Source organism: Actinomadura rifamycini DSM 43936 (assembly GCF_000425065.1).
Classification (GTDB): domain Bacteria; phylum Actinomycetota; class Actinomycetes; order Streptosporangiales; family Streptosporangiaceae; genus Spirillospora; species Spirillospora rifamycini.
Genome location: NZ_AULB01000047.1, coordinates 13,270 through 31,021, shown reverse-complemented (window position 1 = coordinate 31,021; position 17,752 = coordinate 13,270). Strand labels below are relative to the sequence as shown.

The window sequence follows — 17,752 nt, the reverse complement described above, 5'->3', positions numbered from 1 at the left end:
CCCGTTCCCGTAGGCCGCGCCGCCGGGCGGGCGCACCCCCGGCCCGGACGGCCGCCCGCCGGACGAACTGCTGCTCAAGCAGCCCACGACCGACTACCAGAGCGTGGCCTTCTCCGCGACGGACCACACCTGCATCCCGGCGCTCCGCCCCGAGAACTCGAGTCTCCAACGGCAGATGCAGCTCTCCGCGCCCCGGACGCCGCACAGCGGGAAGACCGTCGAGTTCGGCGTGCGGCACAAGTGGGAGACGCCCGCGGGCTACTACGTCGCCGCCGAGGTGCGCGTGCCGCGCGGGGCGCCGATCGGCAACGCGGTGTCCGGCGCCGCGCGGAGCAAGCCCCAGCGGCTCACCGGCACCGAGTGGGTCTACCTCACCTACCCCACGGACTTCGAGTGGGCCGGTTCGGGCGGAGCGTACCCGCTGATGCAGGGCACCTGGACGATCGTCTGGCTGCACGTCCACCCGAACGGCGACGCCTACTACATCGGCTGCGACGGCTTCACGGTCTCGTAGCCGGACGCCCGGAGCACGTCAGGACCGTCGCCGGCGCCGGTGGGCGACGACCATTCCGGCGTGCGCCGACAGCGTCAGGAGCATCGAGACGACGGAACCGATCACCAGCAGCCACCAGATGCGGCCGCGGATCTCCAGGGAGGGGAGACTCCCGTTCGGGTCGTAGGCCACCTGCACGCGGGTTCCCGCCGCCCGATCGGTGACGTCGGTCGCCTTCGCCCAGGGCTGCGGCTTGCTCCCCAGCTTTTCGGTGTGCCCGTCGTCGCAGGTCAGCCGACGGTATGTCACATCCCCGAAGCCGCGGTCCTGCTTCCAGGTGACCGCCTCGACGACGGTGCACGTGTGCCGCGGAGCGACCCAGGTGAGGGCCGCCGTGTGCCCGGTCACGAACGTGGTGAACACAACGACGCAGGCGACGAGTACCTGGGTGTGGGTGTCCCTGTCCTCGATGAAGGACTGGATGTGCCAGGCGACGACCAGCGACAACGCGGCGCAGGGCAGGAGGAGAAGGCGGTACCACGGGTCGGTGTGCAAGGCGAGGCGGCAGGCGCCGGTCACCGCCGCCGCCACCAGCGGCGTCGCGGACAGCGCTACCAGCAGCCGCACGGCGAACATGCCGCGATTCTCCCAGGATCGGCGGCATGTCCGCCCGCGGCAAGCCCGGTCAGCGGACGGCGATGACCGCCGAGCCGTGGCCGAAGAGGCCCTGGTTGACCGCGATGCCCGCCCGCGCGTCCTCGACCTGGCGGCCGTCCGCGGTGCCGCGGAGCTGCCACGTCAGCTCGCACACCTGCGCGATGGCCTGCGCCGGGATCGCCTCGCCGAAGGACGCCAGCCCGCCGCTCGGGTTCACCGGGACGCGGCCGCCGAGCGCCGTGGCGCCCGAGCGCAGCAGCTCCTCCGCGCCGCCCGCCTCGCACAGGCCGATGTCCTCGTACCAGTCGAGTTCGAGGGCCGTGGACAGGTCGTAGACCTCCGCGAGCGACAGGTCCTCCGGCCCGATCCCGGCCTCCTCGTACGCGGCGTGCGCGATGGCCGACCGGAACGGGCGGTCCGGCGGCTCGACGGCCATCGCCGAGTCGGTCGCGAAGTCGGGCAGGTCGAGGACCGTCTTCGGGAACGTGGGCGTCACCGTGGACAGCGCCGGGATCCGCACCGGGTCGGCGATGCCGTGCCGGCGCGCGAAGTCCACCGAGGTCAGGACGAGCGCCGCGCCGCCGTCGCTCGTCGCGCAGATGTCGAGGAGCCGCAGCGGGTCCGCGACGACGGCCGACTCCCGGACGTCCTCCAGCGAGACCTCTTTCCGGTAGCGGGCGTTCGGGTTGTTCAGCCCGTGCCGTGCGTTCTTGACCTTCACGGCGGCGAAGTCGTCGAGCGTGGCGCCGTGCACGGCCATGCGGCGACGGGCGTACAGGGCGAAGTAGATGGGGTTGGTGGCGCCGAGCAGACGGAAGCGCAGCCAGTCGGGGTCGTCCGGGCGGTCCCCGCCGACCGGCTTGAAGAACCCCTTGGGGGCCGCGTCCGCACCGACCACGAGCGCCACGTCGCACAGGCCCGCGAGGATCTGCGCGCGCGCCGACGCGATGGCCTGCGCCCCGGACGCGCACGCCGCGTAGCAGCTCGACACCCGCGCCCCGGACCAGCCCAGCGCCTGCGCGAACGTCGCGCCCGCGACGAACCCCGGGTACCCGTTGCGGATCGTGTCCGCGCCCGCCACGTACTGGACGTCCGTCCACGCGAGGCCCGCGTCGGCCAGCGCGGCGCGCGCCGCCGCGAGCCCGTACTCGACGAAGTTGCGGCCCCACTTGCCCCACGGGTGCATCCCGGCGCCGAGCACCGCCACCGAACCGCTCACTTGACGGGCCTCCACATCCAGACGGTGTACTCGGTGTCGTCGTCCTCGTACAGGACTCCCTCGGTCAGCTCGACCTCCATCCCGACGGCCAGGTCATCGACCGTGCATTCCGGGACGACCTGCCCGAGGACGACCATGCGCTCGTCCGCCAGCTCCACCGCCGCGACCGTGTACGGCCGGAACGGGTCGGGGGAGACGTAGGGGGGCGGCGGCTTGTAGCGGGAATCGGCGTACGACCAGATCTTGCCGCGCGCCGAGAACGCGTACTCGGCGAGTTCGGAGCCGTCCCGCGGGCCGTCGCAGTGCGGGTTCCTGCACGCCAGCTCGTTGCGCGGGAAGTACGGCGTACCGCACGTCCCGCACCGGGTGCCCAGCAGCCGCACGCCGCCGTCCCGCTCGCAGAACCAGCCGTCGATCGCCGGACGACGTTCCTTGGTGGTGGTCACGCGGCCTCCCGCCTTGATCGCCTACCGGCGCAGCCTAGCAACCAAGCGCCCGCTCAAGACAGGTGCGGTGGCGGCGAGCAGCGCGACCGCCAGCAGGGCCAGCACGTACAGGCCCGTCCCGGTCCACGCGCCGTGCTCGAACGCGTACCCGCCGGCCGTCCCGCCCAGGCTGCTGCCGAGGTAGTACGCGCACAGGTACAGGGCGGACGCCTGCGCCCGGTTCGCCGACGCGTGCGCCCCGACCCACCCGCTCGCCACCGAGTGCGCCGCGAAGAACCCGACCGTGAACACCAGCAGGCCGGCGCCCACCAGCCACAGCACCGGCGGGAACATCAGCACCAGGCCCGCCGCCGCCAGCACGAGCGCCCCGGCGAGCACCGCCCGCCGCCCGGCCCGGTCGGCGAGGACGCCCGCCCGCGCGGACGCCGCCGACCCCGCCAGGTTCATCACCGCGATCATGCTGACGACGGCCATCGGCAGGTGGAACGGCGCCTCCAGCAGCCGGTACGTCAGGAAGTTGTAGACCGTGACGAACCCGGCCATCGCCGTCAGCGCCACCAGGTAGAGGCGGCGCAGCCCCGGATCCGCCAGGTGCGCGCGGAGCCCGGGGCGGCCGGCGCGCCCCGGGCGGAAGAAGCGCGACGGCGGCAGCAGCAGCCAGAACGCGACCGTGCACACCAGGGCCAGCAGCCCGGTCGCGGCGAGGGCCCAGCGCCAGCCGCCGAAGTCCGTGACGACGCCCGGCACCACCCGTCCGAGCACGCCCCCGATGCCCGTCCCGGCCACGTACCGGCCCATCGCGCCGCCCAGGTGCGCGCCGTCCACCTCCTCCGCCAGGTACGCCATCGCGACCGCCGGGACCCCGGCCAGCGCGAGCCCCTGCACCGTCCGGACGGCCGCGAGCTGCGGGAACGTCGTGCACAGCGGCAGCAGCAGCCCGATCACGGCCGACGCCGCCGCCGACCCGAGCATCACGCGCGTCCGCCCGTACCGCTCCGACAGCGAGCTGACCGGGACCACCGCGACCGCCACCGCGCCCGTCGCCAGCGACACGAGCAGGCTCGCCCGCCCCGGGGCCACGCCGAGGTCGGCCGACAGCTCGGGCAGCAGCGCCTGCGTGCAGTACAGCGACATGAACGTCGTCAGGCCGGCGGCGAACAGCGCCACGTTCACGCGGCGCAGGCCGGGCGATCCGGGCAGGTGGCGTCGGGAAGTCTCCAGGGTCGCGGTCACTCGCCAAGGTTCCGCCTGGACCGATCCATGCGTCCAATGACTCTTTACTCTGCGACCGATGCGGATCCATCATGAGTTTATGGATCTCCTCACCGTCCGGTGGTTCCTGACGGTCGCGGAACTCGGCCATGTGACGAACGCCGCAGCCGAACTCCGGATCTCCCAGCCCGGACTGTCCCGCGCGGTCGCCCGGCTCGAGAGCGAACTCGGCCACCCCCTCCTCGACCGCGCCGGGCGCGGCGTCGCCCTCACCCCGTACGGCCGCGTCTTCGCCGAGCACGCGCGCCGGCTCGTCGCCGAGGAGGAGGCCGCCCACCGCGCCCTCGCGCGGGCCGCGGACCCCGAGCGCGGCGAGGTGTCCCTCGGCTTCCTGCACACGCAGGGGCCCTCGTTCGTCCCCGACCTCATCCGCCGCTACCGCGACCGCCACCCCGGCGTCGCGTTCCGCCTCAGCCAGGACCGCTCCGAGCGCGTCACCGCGATGGTCCTCGACGGCCGCGCCGACCTCGCGATCAACAGCCCCCGCCCCGACGACCCGTCCCTCACCTGGCACCCGCTCGTCACCGAGCGCCTGCAGCTCGCCGTCCCGGCCGCCCACCGGCTCGCGGGGCGGCGGCGCGCGTCCGTCCGGGACGTCCTGGACGAGCCGTTCGTCGCGCTCCGCGAGGGCGCCCACCTGCGGACCCTCGCCGAGGAGCTGTTCGCGGAGGCCGGCGGCCCGCCCCGCATCGCGTTCGAGGGGGAGGAGACCTCGACCGTCCGCGGCCTCGTCACGGCGGGCCTCGGCGTCGCGATCGTCCCGCCGCCCCGGCCCGGCGAGGAGTTCTCCGGCCTGCGCCACCTCACCCTCACCGACACCGGCGCGACCCGCACGATCGGCCTGGTCTGGTCCACCGCCCGCACCCGGCCGCCCGTCGTGGAGGGATTCCGCCGGTTCGTCCTGGAACACGGCGGGGAAGGCCAGCTAACTGACTCGTCAGTCACTTGGGTACAGTGACCGAGTCGGATTCTGTTCGTGGAAGGAGACCGCGGATGCGGACTGGACTGGAAGGCAAGACCGCCCTGGTCACCGGGGCGTCCCGGGGCATCGGTAAGGCGATCGCCACCGCGCTGGTGGCCGAGGGCGCCAACGTCGTGCTCTCCTCCCGCAAGCAAGAAGGGCTCGACGAGGCCGCCAAGGACATCCTCGCGGCCCACCCGGACGCCCGCGTCCTCGCCAAGGCCGCCCACGTCGGCGACGCCGAGCAGGCCGCCGCCTGCGTCGACGCCGCCATCGCCGAGTTCGGCGGCCTCGACATCCTCGTCAACAACGCCGGGACGAACCCCTACTTCGGCCCGATGGTCGACATCGAGCCGTCCGCCGCCGCGAAGACCGTCGAGGTCAACCAGTTCTCCATCGTCACCTGGACGAACCTCGCGTGGAAGCGCGCCATGCAGGAGAACGGCGGCGCGATCATCAACATCGCGTCCGTCGGCGGCATGGTCACCGAGCACGGCATCGGCTACTACAACGCCACCAAGGCCGCCGTCATCCACCTGTCCCGCCAGTTCGCGGTGGAGCTCGCGCCGAAGGTCCGCGTCAACTGCATCGCCCCCGGCCTCGTCAAGACCCACCTCGCCCGCGGGCTCTGGGAGGGCAACGAGGAGGCCATCAGCGCGCACCTGCCGCTCGGCCGCCTCGGCGTCCCCGAGGACATCGCCACCGCCGCCGTCTTCCTCGCCGGCGACACGTCCTCCTGGATGACCGGCCAGACCCTCGTCGTGGACGGCGGCAGCACCATCCGGCCCTCGATCGCCTAGGAGCCCACATGTCTCGCTGGGGACTGACCATTCCGCTTTCCGGACCGCTCGCCGAGCAGCGCGAGATCATCGCGAGCCTGCCCGGCCTCGGCTACACCGACGCCTGGTCCGCCGAGACGAACGGCACCGACGCCTTCACCCCGCTGGCCCTTGCCTCCCAGTGGGCCCCCGAGCTGCGCCTCGGCCCCGCGATCGTCCCGGTCTACACCCGCGGCCCCGCCCTCCTCGCCCAGCAGGCCGCGACCCTCGCCGGCCTCGCCCCGGGCCGGTTCGTCATGGGCATCGGCACGTCCTCGGACACGATCGTCGAACGCTGGAACGGCATCCCGTTCGACGAGCCGTACAAGCGCGTCCGCGACACGGTCCGCTTCCTCCGCAAGGCCCTCGCCGGGGAGAAGGTCAAGGAGGAGTACGACACCTTCACCGTCAAGGGCTTCAAGCTCGACAACGCGCCCGCGTCGCCGCCGCCGATCGTCCTGGCGGCCCTCCGCCCCGGCATGCTCCGCCTCGCCGCCCGCGAGGCCGACGGCGCGATCACGAACTGGCTCGCGCCGAAGGACGTCCGGACCGTCCGGTCCGAACTCGGCGACGACCGCGAACTCATCGCCCGCCTGTTCGTCTGCCCGACCGAGAACGCCGACGAGGCCCGCGCCATCGGCCGCTGGATGATCGCCGCGTACATGACCGTCCCGGTCTACCGCGCGTTCCACGAGTGGCTCGGCCGCGGCGACGCCCTGCGGGCGATGAACGAGGCGTGGGCCGCGGGGGACCGCAAGAAGGCCCTCGAGGTCATCCCGGACGAGGTCGTCGACGACCTGATCGTCCACGGGTCCCCGGCCGCCTGCCGGGCCCGGATCCGCGAGTACGTCGACAACGGGCTCACGACGCCCGTCCTCGCGGTCGTCCCGGCGAAGGACGTGTCCGTCCCCGACGCGGTGAAAGCCCTCGCCCCGTCCGCCGGCTGACGACGCCCGCACGCGAAAGGGAGCCGCCCGGACGGGCGGCTCCCTTCGTGTCTCCGCGCCCGCCTACGCCGGGGCGTCCGGCGCGCCCGTGCCGTCCCCGAGCCGGATGTCGGCGATGTCCTCGACCGGGCCGGGCGCCGTGCGGGGCACGCCCGTCCGGAGGGCGAAGTGAGCGGCGCTCCCGGCCGGGGCGACGATGTGCAGGGTGCCCCGGGCGGCGCGCACGGCGAACCGGGCCTTGGCCAGCAGGGCGATCCCGGCGGCGTCGATACCGGTCAGCCCGCCGAGGTCGAGCACCAGGTGCAGCGGCTCCCGCGTGAGCACGATCGTCGACAGGATCTGCGCCTCGGCCGTGACCGCGGTCTCCGCGTCCAGGACGCCGTCCATGTGCAGGACCTCCAGCGGGCCCTGTTTCGACGTGCGGAGCGCCAGGTCGCGTGCGGGGCGGTCGCCGGTCGGCGCGGCCGCCGCCGGGGGCACCGCGTCGGGCGAGAGCGCGGACGGCTTGACGAGCACGGGTCACCTGCCTCATCGATCCGGGACATCATTGACCAATCAACTTTCGGTAAGTGTAATACCTGAAATCGAATTCGCCAAAGGCGCGTCGTATGATGGAGATCAACGGACGCTCGTACCGGGCGGGGGCCGGACGTCCCGCGTCCGGCAGGCGGCGACCGCGAGCGAACGCGAGGCGGGCATTTGGAGACCTCAACCGAGCCGAAGAAGACGTGGACCTTCCTCACCAACCACGCGCGGGTGCTGATCCTCATCGCCCGCTCGCCCAGCATCCGGATGCGCGACGCGGCCCGGGAGGTCGGCATCACCGAACGGGCGGCCCAGCTGATCATCAATGATCTCGAAGAGGCCGGCTACCTCACCCGCACCCGCGTCGGCCGCCGCAACACCTACACCGTCAAGCTCGACCGGCCCTTCCGGCACCCGAGCGAGTCCGACCACGACGTCCGCGACCTGATCGACCTGTTCGCCGAGCACGCCTCCGGCACCGCCCGCTGACGCCCGTCCCGCGATCTTGTGTGTGGGACGGGTTCCCCGGGGTAACAGGCCGCCTGCCGGTTGACCACCACCCGTCCCCCCGCGAAGGCGTCGGCCGAGTCCGCGGCCGAGGCGGCCCCCTGCCGGACGGTGGCGGCGCCGGCTCGTTCTGGTGGCAGCGATGCGTCGGCGGACGTGGAGGCGAAAGATGGCAGAAGACCGGCGGGACGTGATCGAGGTGCTGAAGCACGATCACCGCGAGGTCGAGGAGATGTTCGACGAACTGACGGCCGAGTCCGACGCGCGGCAGCGGCGGCGGATCCTCGACGACGTCACCATCGAACTGGTGCGGCACTCGGTCGCCGAGGAGATGTACCTGTACCCCTGGGTCCGCCGGTACGTGCCGGGCGGGGAGCAGATCGCCGAGAAGGAGATCGGCGAGCACGCCGAGGTCGAGCGGCTGCTGAAGGACCTGGAGTCCGCCGACACCGCCGGCGGCGCCTTCGCCGCCATGGTGCGGCGCCTGATCGACGACGTCGCCGCCCACATCGAGCACGAGGAGACCACCCTGTTCCCCGCGCTGGCCGAGCAGGCCGGCGCCGACGAGCTGTACACGCTGGGCGACCAGGTGCAGGCCGCGAAGAAGACGGCGCCCACCCGGCCGCACCCGGCGGCGCCGCAGACGCCGCCGCTGAACAAGCTGCTGGCCCCCGGCACCGGGCTCGTCGACCGGGTCCGCGACCACCTGTCCGGCCGCGGCGGCCACTGACCCCGGCGGGGCGGGACACCCCGACCCACCGTCCCGCCCCGCGCCCCGCCCGCCCACGACGCCCGCCTGACCATAAGCGGTCACTCGGCCGGAGCCCGGTGGGACGGGGGTGCCCGAGCCGCTGGGGGTGAGTGTCACAGTTTTTAGTGCGGGCGCCTCTCAGGGGGTATGAAGCTCACGATTTTCGCCGCCACCGGCGGTACCGGACGGATCCTGGTCGATCTGGCGCTCGCGGAGGGGCACGACGTGACCGCGGTGGCGCGGCGGCCTCGCGACCTGCCCGCCGGGGTCCGGACCGTGCGGGCCGACCTGCTGGACGACCCCGACCTGCGGCCCGCGCTCGAAGGGGCCGACGCCGTGCTCTCGTGCCTCGGCGCCCGGAACAAGGCGGAGGCGCGGGCGCGGACGTGCGCGAAGGGCACGGCGGCCGTCATCGCGGGGATGCGGGCCGCCGGGACGCGCAGGCTCGTCGTGATCAGTTCGGAGGCGATGACCGTCGTGCCGTCCCCGGAGCGCCCGGACCCGCCGAGGCACGACCCGGGCGAGGGGTTCCTCCTGCGGTACGTCGTGGGGCCGCCGGCGCGCGGGTACTTCCTGCGGGAGTACTACGCGGACCTCGGGGTGATGGAGGACGCGGTCCGCGGCAGCGGGCTCGACTGGACGATCGCGCGCCCGGCCCTGCTCGTCGACCGTCCGGCGCGGGGGCGGTACCGGACGGCCGTCGACCGCAAGCCGAAGGGCGGCTTCCGGATCGGCCGCGCCGACCTCGCCGCGTTCATGCTCGGGTGCGTCGCGCGGGACGGGACGGTCGGCCAGGCGATCACGCTCAACTACTGAGCGGGGTTTAGCCCCCGGAGCCGGCGGGGAGGGAGGGCGGGATCCATGCAGACGACGAGTAGGAGCAGATCGTGCTCACGCTGACGAGCGGTGCGGTGCAGGTCATCCGCAACGTGACCGCCAATCCCGAGCTGCCGCCCGAGACGGGGATCCGGATCGAGTCCGGCATCGACGGCTCGGACGCGCTGCGGCTGTCGGTCGCGTCCGCGCCGGAGGCCGGCGACCAGGTCGTCGAGGAGGAGGGCGCGAAGGTGTACCTGGAGCCGGCGGCGGCGCAGCTGCTGGACGACAAGACGCTCGACGCCCAGGTGGACCCGCAGGGCGAGGTGGCGTTCACCATCGCGGAGGGCACCGCGACCTGAACGGGCGGACGGTGCGGGGGCCGGGAGCGCGCGTGCCGCGCCCCGGCCCCGCGCGCGTCCGGGGTCACCGTGCCGCGAGGACGAGGGCGGCGACGCCGGCGGCGAAGCCGATCGTGGTGAGGACGAGGAAGGCGGCGACGACCGCGCAGGCGAGGCCGCGCGGGCGGTCGCGCCAGGTGCCGTAGCGGTCGCGCACCTGCCGGTCCAGGGCGTCGCGGTCCGGTTCCGCGGCCTCTCCGTCGTCGGTCACGGGGGCCAGTGTGTCACTCGAACGACGGGTGCGGGCCGAGCGCCCAGTATTCGAAGAGGCCGTGGCCGGTGGTGCCGTCGGCGTACTCGTAGCGGGCGACGGAGTCGACCATGCCCCACATGCGGGAGGCGTCGTCGGGGTCACGGGTGTCGAGGGTGACGCCCTGCACCTTGAGGTCGGGCCCCTGGTACATGCCGTGCTTCCAGTCGGGTTCGAGCCCGTAGCCGGTGCCGACCATGAGGTGGACGGGCAGGATCGGCGTCGCGGTGACCGTGAACGGGGTGCCGTTCGGCGGGGCGAAGGCGATCGCGGCGGTGGCGACCTCGCGGGTGCCGGGCTTGTAGGTCGGGCGGTACTCGGGACGCCCCAGGTATTCGGGTTCGCGGGACGGGTCCGCCCAGACGCGCGTGGCCTCTTCGAGCACGCGGCGGCCCTTTTCGTCCTCTTGGACGATGCAGAGGATCGAGTGGTCGTCGAACTGCATCGGTGCGTACACCCAGTAGAAGGTGCCGGCGTTCTTCGACTGGATGCCGGGCGGTTCGGGTTCGCCGACGGGGCGGATGCCCCAGGAGCGGTCGCGGGAGCCCCACCAGACGTCCGGGGTGACGTCGACGCGCTCGTCGCCGAGGGCGATGTGGCCGGTCCAGCGGCCGGTCTGGGCGATGCGGCGGGAGTCGAACATGACGCGGTCCTGCCAGCGCAGGTAGTGCGGCGGTTCGAGGGTGGCGGGGATCGCGCCCTCCCAGGCGAGGTCGAACGAGAGGCCGTGCTCGGTGGGGTCGAGGACGACGCGGAGCCGCTTGAGCCCTTCGAGGACCTCGACGCGGAACGGTCCGACGGTGGTGTCCATGCGGTCGGCGCCGAGTTCCCGGGAGGCGCGGACGACGCGGTGCAGCGGCCCGCGCCGGACGACGGCGAACGCGTCCGTGACGCCGAGGTTGGGGTACTGGCCGATGCCGATGAGCATCATGAGGTCGTCCGAGCACGGGTGGACGTTGAAGTAGTAGCGGTCGTAGAAGTTGCGGTCGGAGGTGGTGACGTGCCGCATCACCTCGGGCGCCTGGTGGACGGGGTAGTCGTCGAGGGGCGAGAGCGTCACGGCGTTTCCTCCAGGATGCGGGCGAGCAGCCGGGTGCAGTTGTTGTCGTGGGGGAACTCGCTGGTCTCGTCGATCCAGCCGAAGTCGATCATCGCCTGCCCGATCCGGGCCATGATCACCGCGAACTTGAAGCCGGACAGGATCTCGTAGTAGGCGAGATGCCGCATCGGGCGGCCGAGGAGCTCCTCGTAGCGGGCGGCGGTCTCGGCGTACGACGGGAACCCGGGCAGGCGGGGGACGCCGATGCCGTCGCAGTGGTGCCGGTCGATGAACATGAACCAGGCGAGGTCCTCCTCGGGGGCGCCGAGGACGGCGTTCTCCCAGTCCAGCGCGGCGACGGGGGTGCCGTGGTCGAAGACGACGTTGCCGATGCGGGAGTCGCCCCACAGCAGGACGGGCGGGTCGGGTTCGTCGGGGCGGTGGGCGCGGAGCCATTCGAGGGCCCGGAGCGCGACGTCCTGCGGGCCCGGGTAGGCCCAGTGGAGGTAGTGCTCGTAGTAGTTGAGGCGCTGGTCGAGGCCGGGGGCGCCCCACGCGGGCTGGTCGAGGAAGCCGAGGTCGAGGGCCCGGACGTCCAGCCGGTGCAGGCGCGCGAGGAGGTCGAGGGTGGACCACCACATGGCGGCCCGCTCGTCCGGTGCGACCTCGGTGACCCAGCCGTCCATGTGGTACGGGGGCATGTCGGTGGGGACGCGGCCGTCGGCGCGGGCCATGACGAAGAACGGGGCGCCGAGGACGTCGGGGGACGGCTCCCACCAGTGGACGGGCGGGACGGGCAGGTCGGTGCGGTCCGCGAGAACGCGCATCAGCCGGTACTGCTCCTCGAAGCGGGGTTCGGGGAACACCTGGTAGTGGACGGGCGCGACGCGGGCGACGCAGGGGTGCCGGACGCCGTCCGGGGTCTCGGCGTCGAACATCAGCGTCTCGCTGGAGAAGCCGCTGGTCTCGGGTGTTTCGAGGTGGGGGACGCGGGCGCCGGGCAGGTGCCGGTCCAGCCAGCCGGACAGGGCCAGCCGGGTCGCCTCCGGGTCGCGCTGGTGGGGAACGGGCATGGCCGCCTCCTGGCTCGCAACCAAAGTGAAACGTGTTCTATCAACGCGCCCAGGGGTGGTCAATGGGGCGGCCGGGCGGGCGTGAAAAAATCGGACGATGCGCCTCACCAAGCTCGGGCACGCGTGTGTCCGGATCAGCAAGGACGACCGCACGATCGTCATCGACCCCGGCGCGTTCAGCACGGGGGCGGAGGAGGCCCTCGCGGGCGCCGACGCGGTCCTGATCACCCACGAGCACTTCGACCACTTCGACGCCGACGCGCTGCGCAAGGCGATGGCCGCGCGCCCGTCCCTGGAGGTGTGGACGTCCCGCGTGGTCGCCGAGAACCTCGCCGACCTGGGCGGACGCGTCCACCAGGTGGGGCACGGCGACGCGGTGACGATCGCCGGGTTCGACGTGCACGTGTACGGCGAGGACCACGAGATCCTGCACCCGGACGTCCCGCCGATCCCCAACACCGGGTTCCTCATCGACGGGGAGGTGTTCCACCCGGGCGACGCGCTGACCGTACCGGGCGAGCCCGTCCGGACCCTTTGCCTTCCCGGTAACGCGCCGTGGCTGAAGATTCCCGAGCTGTACTCGTACACGCGGGAGGTCCGTCCCGAGCGCGCGTACGTCATCCATGACGGCCTGCTGAACGACATCGGCCTCACGGTCATGACCAAGCACGTGGGCGCGGCGGGCGAAGAGCTCGGCAAGACGTTCACCCGGCTGGCCCCGGGCGAGTCCGTGGAGCTGGACGACGCGTGACCGAGCATCCCCCGACCCCCCGGGCCGTCCAGGCCGTCTTCTTCGACATCGGGGAGACGCTGATCAACGAGGGCGAGATCTACGGGCGCTGGGCCGACTGGCTGGGCGTGCCGAGGCACACGTTCCTCACCAAGCTCGGCGCGTACCTCGCGACCGGCAAGACCCACATGGACCTGTTCGAGTACTTCCGCCCCGGTTTCGACCTGGAGGCGGAGGAGAAGGCGCGCCGCACGGCCGGCGTGCCCAACGGGTTCGGCCCGGACGACCTGTACCCGGACGCGCGCGCGTGTCTGGCGGGCCTGCGCGCCCAAGGTCTGTTCGTGGGCATCGCCGGGAACCAGCCGGTCGAGGCCGCCGAGCAGACGGAGGCGCTCGGGCTGGACGCGGACGTCATCGGCATCTCGGACGTCTGGGGCGTGCAGAAGCCGTCGCACGAGTTCTTCGAACGCTGCGCGCAGCTCGCGGACGCGCTGCCCGAGCACGTCCTGTACGTGGGCGACCGCATCGACAACGACGTCCGTCCCGCCATCGCGTTCGGCATGCGCGCGGCGTTCCTCAGGCGCGGCCCGTGGGGGCACATCCAGGAGGACGACGGCATCTTGCGCGAATGCCAGTTCGTCCTGGACGACCTCACCGACCTGCCGGAACTCGTCCGCGAAGCGAACAACCCTTAAGGGTCTCCCCCTACTCCGCGAGTAGGGGGAGAAACCGCTCCTTCGGCTGATGTGGGGTTCGGTGTCCGTTTCCTAGTTTGGTGAGCAACGGGTAAGGAACCCGTGTTCACAGTTCGAGGAATCGGGGAGAGAAGACCCATGAACGGCCTTTACCGACCGCGCAACCGCATGATCGCGGGGGTGTGCTCCGGACTCGCCCGCCGGTTCGGCATGTCCCCCTTCACGATGCGGCTCCTGTTCGTCCTGTCCTGCCTGCTGCCCGGCCCGCAGTTCGTCGTCTACATCGTCCTGTGGATCATGATGCCGAACGAGGACCGCCACCTGGCCCGCAGCCACTGACCCACAAGATCATCGATACCGCTCGACCAGCCCGGCCCCCGCAGTGTTAGATCGGTGGACACGAATCCACGGGCAGGGAGGGGACGGCGGTGTCGCAGGACGACCCGGACTCGGGCCGGGTCACCGCGCGGGACCCGGCCGGCGAGCACGCCGCCCGCCTCCTGGGCTTCCTGCGCGACCTCGCCCGCGCCCGCCGCGACCCGGCCGCGCACCGGCGCGTCCACTGGCTCGCCGACCTGCCCGGCGACGTCTACGTCGAGACCGACGCCGGGCCCGGAGACGTCCTGTTCAGCCTGCCGGTCATCCCGCTGACGCCCCCGGCGGTGCTGGAGGAGTTCGACGGCTGGCTGGCCCTGCGCCACTGGTACCGGCTGCTGCGCGACCTCGCCGAGGACGCGGGCGACGACGAGGTCGTCCTAGGCGCGGGCCTGCTGTCGTGGCGTCCCGCCCACGGCCCGCCCGTCCGCGACCACCTGCTCGGCACGCCCGTCCGGATCGCGCTGGACGAGCGCACCGAGCGGATCGACGTCGTCCTCGGCGGGCCCGTCGCGCTGCGGGACGGCGACCTGCTCGGCGGCCGCCCGGGATTCCGCGGGGCGCTGCGCGTCGCGGCCGCCGTCCGCGCGGGCCGCGCGTTCGGCCTGCACCCCTCCACCGGCGACGTCCTGCGCGACTGGTGCGGCGCCGCGCTCGTCGGCGCCGTCGACTACCGCGACGACTGGACGCCCGACGAGACCGGCACGCCCGTCCCGCAGGTCCGGCTCGCGCCCGCGCTGGTCGTCCGGCCGCCGTCCCGCGAACCCGTCGCCCGCTACCACCAGCGGATGATCGACCTCCTCCCGGACCTGCCCGCGGGCTTCGCGCGCTTCGTCACCGGCCGGTCGCCGCAGGTCATGCGCGTCCCCGACCGCGCCCCCGACACCGTCCCCGACCTGCTCGAAGGGCTGCTCGTCCGGGGCCGCCGCGTGCTCGTCGCCGTCCCGTCCGGGGCGGCCGCCGCCGCCCTGCACGCGGCGCTGCCGCCCGGTCTCGCCGCCCTCGCCGCCACCGACGCCGCGACCGCCCGCACCGCCGTCGAGGGCCTGCACGCCGCCCCGCCGGACGACCTCGACGCGCTCGCCGGGCACGCGGCCCGCGCCGAGAGCGACGCCGCCGGGCTGCGCGACCGCGCGCCCCGGCCCGCCCGCCGCGAACCCGACCCCGACCTCGCGTGGATGCCCGCCGGCGCCGACCTCCCGCTCGACCCGCCGATCACCGCGCGGGAGGCCGCCGACCTCGTCGCGCTCCTCGCGAGCGAGACGCCCGAACGGCGCGCCCGGCCCGAGCAGCGCGACGTCGATCCCGGCGCGCTGCCCAGCGCCGCGTACGTCCGCACCCTCGTCGAGGCCGAACGGACCGCCGCCGAACGCGCCGGACGCGCCGACACCGAACTGTCCCGGCTGCTCCGCGGGTCCGACGTCGCGCTCGTCGCGCGCCTCGACGCGGCCGCCGCCGCGGTCGGCGCGGCCCTGCGCGACCTCGGCCTCGACGGGCACCCCGGCGGCTGGAACCCCGCCGACCTGGCGGTCCGCGCGTTCGCGGACGCCCTCGCCGAGCGCCGTCCGGCCGTCTGGGCGCGCGTCACCGAGATGGCGGCCCGCGCCGAATGGGCCGAGCGCGCCCTCGCCGGCATGGGCGGGCGCCGCGTCGAACTCCCCCCGGGGGAGCTGCACCTGCGGCGCCTCGCCGGCGTCGCCCAGGAACTGCGCACCTACCTCGCCGACGGCGGCACCCTCAAGCGCGGCCCGCTTCGCTCCCAGCCCCAGCGCCAAGCCGAGGTCCTCCTGCAGTACGCGACCGTGGACGGCGAACCCCCCACCACGCCCGAACTGCTCGACGTCGTCTTCACCGACCTCATGGTCCGGATGACCTGCCAGGAACTCCAGTACGTGTGGGAGGCCGCCGGGATCTCGTTCCCCGCCGACCTGCCGCCCGCCGAACGCGTCGACCGCTTCGTGCGCGCACACACACGCCTCACCCGCCTGCACGAAGTCCTCCCCGCCGTGGCCGAGACGCGGGAACTCCTCGACCGCGCGGGACTGCACGTCCCGCTGGACCACCCCCTCCAGTGGCACGCGTACGCGACCGCCCTGCAAGGCGCGCTCGAAACCCTCGGCGTCGACCGCGCCGCCGCGGACCTCGGCGCCCTCCGCGACTCGATCGGCCCCGCCGACCCGGCCGACCCGCCGGAACTCGCCGCCGCCCTCGCCGCGATCGACGCCCGCGACGCCGCCGCCTACGGCCGCGCCCTCGCCGCCCTCGCCGAGGCCCGCCACGAGCGCGCCCTCCAGGTCCGCTGCGGCGAACTCCTCGACCGCGTCCGCGCCGTCCACCCCGACCTCGCGCACCTCCTCCGCGCCACCGACGGCGACGAGGCGTGGCACGCCCGCGTCCGCCGCTGGGACGACGCGTGGACGTGGGCGCGCGGCGCGGGCCTCACCCCCGCCGAGGAGCGCCACCGCGCCGCCGTCGCCGCGGCCGACGCCGCCGCGGCCGACGCCCGTGCCGACCTCGCCGCGGCCCGCGCCCGCACCGCCGCCCGCGCCCGCCTGCGGTCCGCCGCGTCCGCCCCGGTGGACGTCGTCCCCGCCTGGATCCTCCCGCTGTGGCGCATCCCCGAGACCCTGCCGCCGCACGCCGACGCGTTCGACGCGGTCATCGTGGACGGCGAGCACGGCGCGGGCGCCGAGGCCCTGTTCGTCCTGTGGCTCGCCCCCCGCGCGATCCTCGTCGGCGAGGCCGCCCGCGAGCTCCCGCCGCCCGACGCCCCGCCGCCCCCGGCCGCCCCCCCCCCCCCCCCGCCGCCCCCGGCCGCCCCCCTCGGCGACCTGGCGGCCATCGTCACCCCGACGGCCCCCCTCTTCACGATCCTCACCGGCGACCCCCCGCCCGACGACGCCCCGGAACCGAGCGCCCGCGCCGGTGAGGCCGGCCCCGGACGCGAGCCCCCCGCGTCACCCGAGGAGCCGGCGTCCCACGGCGACCGGCCCCCGCACGAGGCCACCCCACGACGCACGCCCCGGCCCCCGGACCTGCGCGACACCCCGGTTCCCGGCCGGGCCCGCCGGGAGAGCGAGCCACCACCCCGCCAAGCCGCACCGGAGACGCCCGTCCCGCGCGCGGAGTCGCCTTCCCACACCACCCCGAAACCTGCCGCCCCCGCCACGCCGCGCAGCGACGCCGAGCCCCACCGCGACCGCGAGCCGAGACCGACCCCCACGCCCCACGCCGAACCCGACCCCCACGCCGACGGCCCGAGCTCGCCGCGTGGTGACCACGTGCCGCGCGGGAAGGCCGCGCCACGCGGCGAACTCGGGCCGCGTGGGCAGGCCGGGCCGCGTGGCGAACTCGGGTTGCGCGGGGAGGCCGCGTCGCGTGGTGATCGCGGGGAAGTCGGGCCTCGTGGCGAACTCGGGTCGCGGGACGACGGTGAAGCGCTTGGGACGGGCGGGGCGTTCGGTGAGGTCGGGCGGCGCGGTGGGGTGCGTGGTGAGGACGGGGGGCGTGGTGAGGGGGACGGGGGGCCTCGGGTGCGGCGGGGGCGGTCGATCGCGACGTACAAGCGGCCCGAGCTGCTCGAGATCATCCGGCATGTCGCGGGGCGGGAGCCGGAGTTGAGCGACGACCAGCTCATCGAGCTGGTGGGGCGGCTGCTGGGGTGTCCGGAGGACGAGGCGCTGCTGGTGGGGGCGCGGCTGCGGTACGCGGTGGAGGCGTTCCGGGAGGAGTCGGCGTAGTGGAATGAAGCGTTCCGTTCGGATATTATGGAACGGA

Annotated in this window: 20 protein-coding genes; 12 read left to right on the top strand and 8 right to left on the bottom strand. The window is 73.9% G+C overall.

All coding sequences use genetic code 11. From position 1 onward, the window contains the following. The first annotated feature begins 103 nt into the window (after positions 1-103). On the top strand, positions 104-514 hold the full coding sequence (locus H505_RS0132200) for a hypothetical protein (protein ID WP_026405248.1): 411 nt from the start codon (positions 104-106) through the stop codon (positions 512-514). 18 nt (positions 515-532) lie between these two features. On the opposite strand, the gene H505_RS0132195 is transcribed toward H505_RS0132200, so the two are convergent. The 4 genes from H505_RS0132195 to H505_RS0132180 are packed head-to-tail and all read right to left on the bottom strand — an operon-like array spanning position 533 to position 4,048. After that, a complete protein-coding gene (locus H505_RS0132195; protein ID WP_026405247.1) occupies positions 533-1,129 on the bottom strand; it encodes a hypothetical protein in 597 nt (198 codons plus the stop codon). A gap of 49 nt (positions 1,130-1,178) precedes the next feature. Beyond that, the gene (locus tag H505_RS0132190; RefSeq protein WP_245592681.1) at positions 1,179-2,336 is read right to left on the bottom strand and encodes a lipid-transfer protein; all 1,158 of its coding nucleotides are present in this window, start codon (positions 2,334-2,336) and stop codon (positions 1,179-1,181) included. 29 nt (positions 2,337-2,365) lie between these two features. After that, positions 2,366-2,815, bottom strand: coding sequence for a Zn-ribbon domain-containing OB-fold protein (locus H505_RS0132185; RefSeq protein ID WP_199748046.1), 450 nt, complete (start codon positions 2,813-2,815; stop codon positions 2,366-2,368). Positions 2,816-2,836: 21 nt separating this feature from the next. After that, positions 2,837-4,048: an MFS transporter gene (locus H505_RS0132180; RefSeq protein ID WP_026405244.1), complete on the bottom strand. Its 1,212-nt coding sequence runs from the start codon at positions 4,046-4,048 to the stop codon at positions 2,837-2,839. A gap of 79 nt (positions 4,049-4,127) precedes the next feature. Between H505_RS0132180 and H505_RS0132175 the strand changes: the two genes are divergently transcribed. From H505_RS0132175 to H505_RS0132165, 3 genes are read left to right on the top strand one after another with little or no spacing between them, the layout of a single operon-like run. Continuing rightward, complete coding sequence (locus H505_RS0132175) at positions 4,128-5,045, top strand: LysR family transcriptional regulator (protein WP_026405243.1); 918 nt, start codon at positions 4,128-4,130, stop codon at positions 5,043-5,045. 35 nt (positions 5,046-5,080) lie between these two features. Then, positions 5,081-5,848, top strand: coding sequence for an SDR family oxidoreductase (locus H505_RS0132170; protein WP_026405242.1), 768 nt, complete (start codon positions 5,081-5,083; stop codon positions 5,846-5,848). Positions 5,849-5,856: 8 nt separating this feature from the next. After that, on the top strand, positions 5,857-6,813 hold the full coding sequence (locus H505_RS0132165) for an LLM class F420-dependent oxidoreductase (RefSeq protein ID WP_026405241.1): 957 nt from the start codon (positions 5,857-5,859) through the stop codon (positions 6,811-6,813). Between the two features lie 63 nt (positions 6,814-6,876). On the opposite strand, the gene H505_RS48275 is transcribed toward H505_RS0132165, so the two are convergent. Beyond that, positions 6,877-7,329, bottom strand: a complete 453-nt coding sequence (locus tag H505_RS48275; protein ID WP_051301419.1) for an STAS domain-containing protein — start codon at positions 7,327-7,329, stop codon at positions 6,877-6,879. A gap of 183 nt (positions 7,330-7,512) precedes the next feature. Here H505_RS48275 and H505_RS0132150 point away from each other — a divergent pair, with 183 nt between their 5' ends. The 4 genes from H505_RS0132150 to H505_RS0132135 all read left to right on the top strand — a co-directional run bounded on the left by H505_RS0132150 (position 7,513) and on the right by H505_RS0132135 (position 9,774). After that, entirely contained in the window at positions 7,513-7,827 is a 315-nt protein-coding gene (locus H505_RS0132150) for a helix-turn-helix transcriptional regulator (RefSeq protein ID WP_026405239.1), read from the top strand. Positions 7,828-8,014: 187 nt separating this feature from the next. Next, a complete protein-coding gene (locus tag H505_RS0132145; RefSeq protein ID WP_026405238.1) occupies positions 8,015-8,575 on the top strand; it encodes a hemerythrin domain-containing protein in 561 nt (186 codons plus the stop codon). Between the two features lie 168 nt (positions 8,576-8,743). Then, on the top strand, positions 8,744-9,412 hold the full coding sequence (locus H505_RS0132140; protein WP_026405237.1) for an NAD(P)-dependent oxidoreductase: 669 nt from the start codon (positions 8,744-8,746) through the stop codon (positions 9,410-9,412). A 71-nt stretch (positions 9,413-9,483) separates the two neighbouring features. Then, positions 9,484-9,774, top strand: coding sequence for a Fe-S cluster assembly protein HesB (locus H505_RS0132135; protein WP_026405236.1), 291 nt, complete (start codon positions 9,484-9,486; stop codon positions 9,772-9,774). A gap of 64 nt (positions 9,775-9,838) precedes the next feature. Here H505_RS0132135 and H505_RS0132130 read toward each other — a convergent pair whose 3' ends face one another. The 3 genes from H505_RS0132130 to H505_RS45705 are packed head-to-tail and all read right to left on the bottom strand — an operon-like array spanning position 9,839 to position 12,175. Further along, a complete protein-coding gene (locus tag H505_RS0132130; RefSeq protein WP_026405235.1) occupies positions 9,839-10,024 on the bottom strand; it encodes a hypothetical protein in 186 nt (61 codons plus the stop codon). 13 nt (positions 10,025-10,037) lie between these two features. After that, positions 10,038-11,123 carry an Rv3169 family protein gene (locus H505_RS0132125; RefSeq protein ID WP_026405234.1) on the bottom strand — a complete coding sequence of 362 codons (1,086 nt, stop codon included), beginning with the start codon at positions 11,121-11,123 and terminating at the stop codon, positions 10,038-10,040. Next, on the bottom strand, positions 11,120-12,175 hold the full coding sequence (locus H505_RS45705; RefSeq protein ID WP_034520920.1) for a phosphotransferase family protein: 1,056 nt from the start codon (positions 12,173-12,175) through the stop codon (positions 11,120-11,122). The genes H505_RS0132125 and H505_RS45705 overlap by 4 nt, the downstream gene beginning before the upstream one ends. A gap of 97 nt (positions 12,176-12,272) precedes the next feature. Here H505_RS45705 and H505_RS0132115 point away from each other — a divergent pair, with 97 nt between their 5' ends. The 4 genes from H505_RS0132115 to H505_RS52565 all read left to right on the top strand — a co-directional run bounded on the left by H505_RS0132115 (position 12,273) and on the right by H505_RS52565 (position 17,715). Next, positions 12,273-12,926: an MBL fold metallo-hydrolase gene (locus H505_RS0132115; protein ID WP_026405233.1), complete on the top strand. Its 654-nt coding sequence runs from the start codon at positions 12,273-12,275 to the stop codon at positions 12,924-12,926. Then, the gene (locus H505_RS0132110; protein WP_026405232.1) at positions 12,923-13,600 is read left to right on the top strand and encodes an HAD family hydrolase; all 678 of its coding nucleotides are present in this window, start codon (positions 12,923-12,925) and stop codon (positions 13,598-13,600) included. The genes H505_RS0132115 and H505_RS0132110 overlap by 4 nt, the downstream gene beginning before the upstream one ends. A 138-nt stretch (positions 13,601-13,738) precedes the next feature. Then, the gene (locus H505_RS0132105; RefSeq protein ID WP_026405231.1) at positions 13,739-13,939 is read left to right on the top strand and encodes a PspC domain-containing protein; all 201 of its coding nucleotides are present in this window, start codon (positions 13,739-13,741) and stop codon (positions 13,937-13,939) included. A gap of 89 nt (positions 13,940-14,028) precedes the next feature. Continuing rightward, positions 14,029-17,715 carry a hypothetical protein gene (locus tag H505_RS52565; RefSeq protein ID WP_034520917.1) on the top strand — a complete coding sequence of 1,229 codons (3,687 nt, stop codon included), beginning with the start codon at positions 14,029-14,031 and terminating at the stop codon, positions 17,713-17,715. Positions 17,716-17,752: the final 37 nt, after the last annotated feature.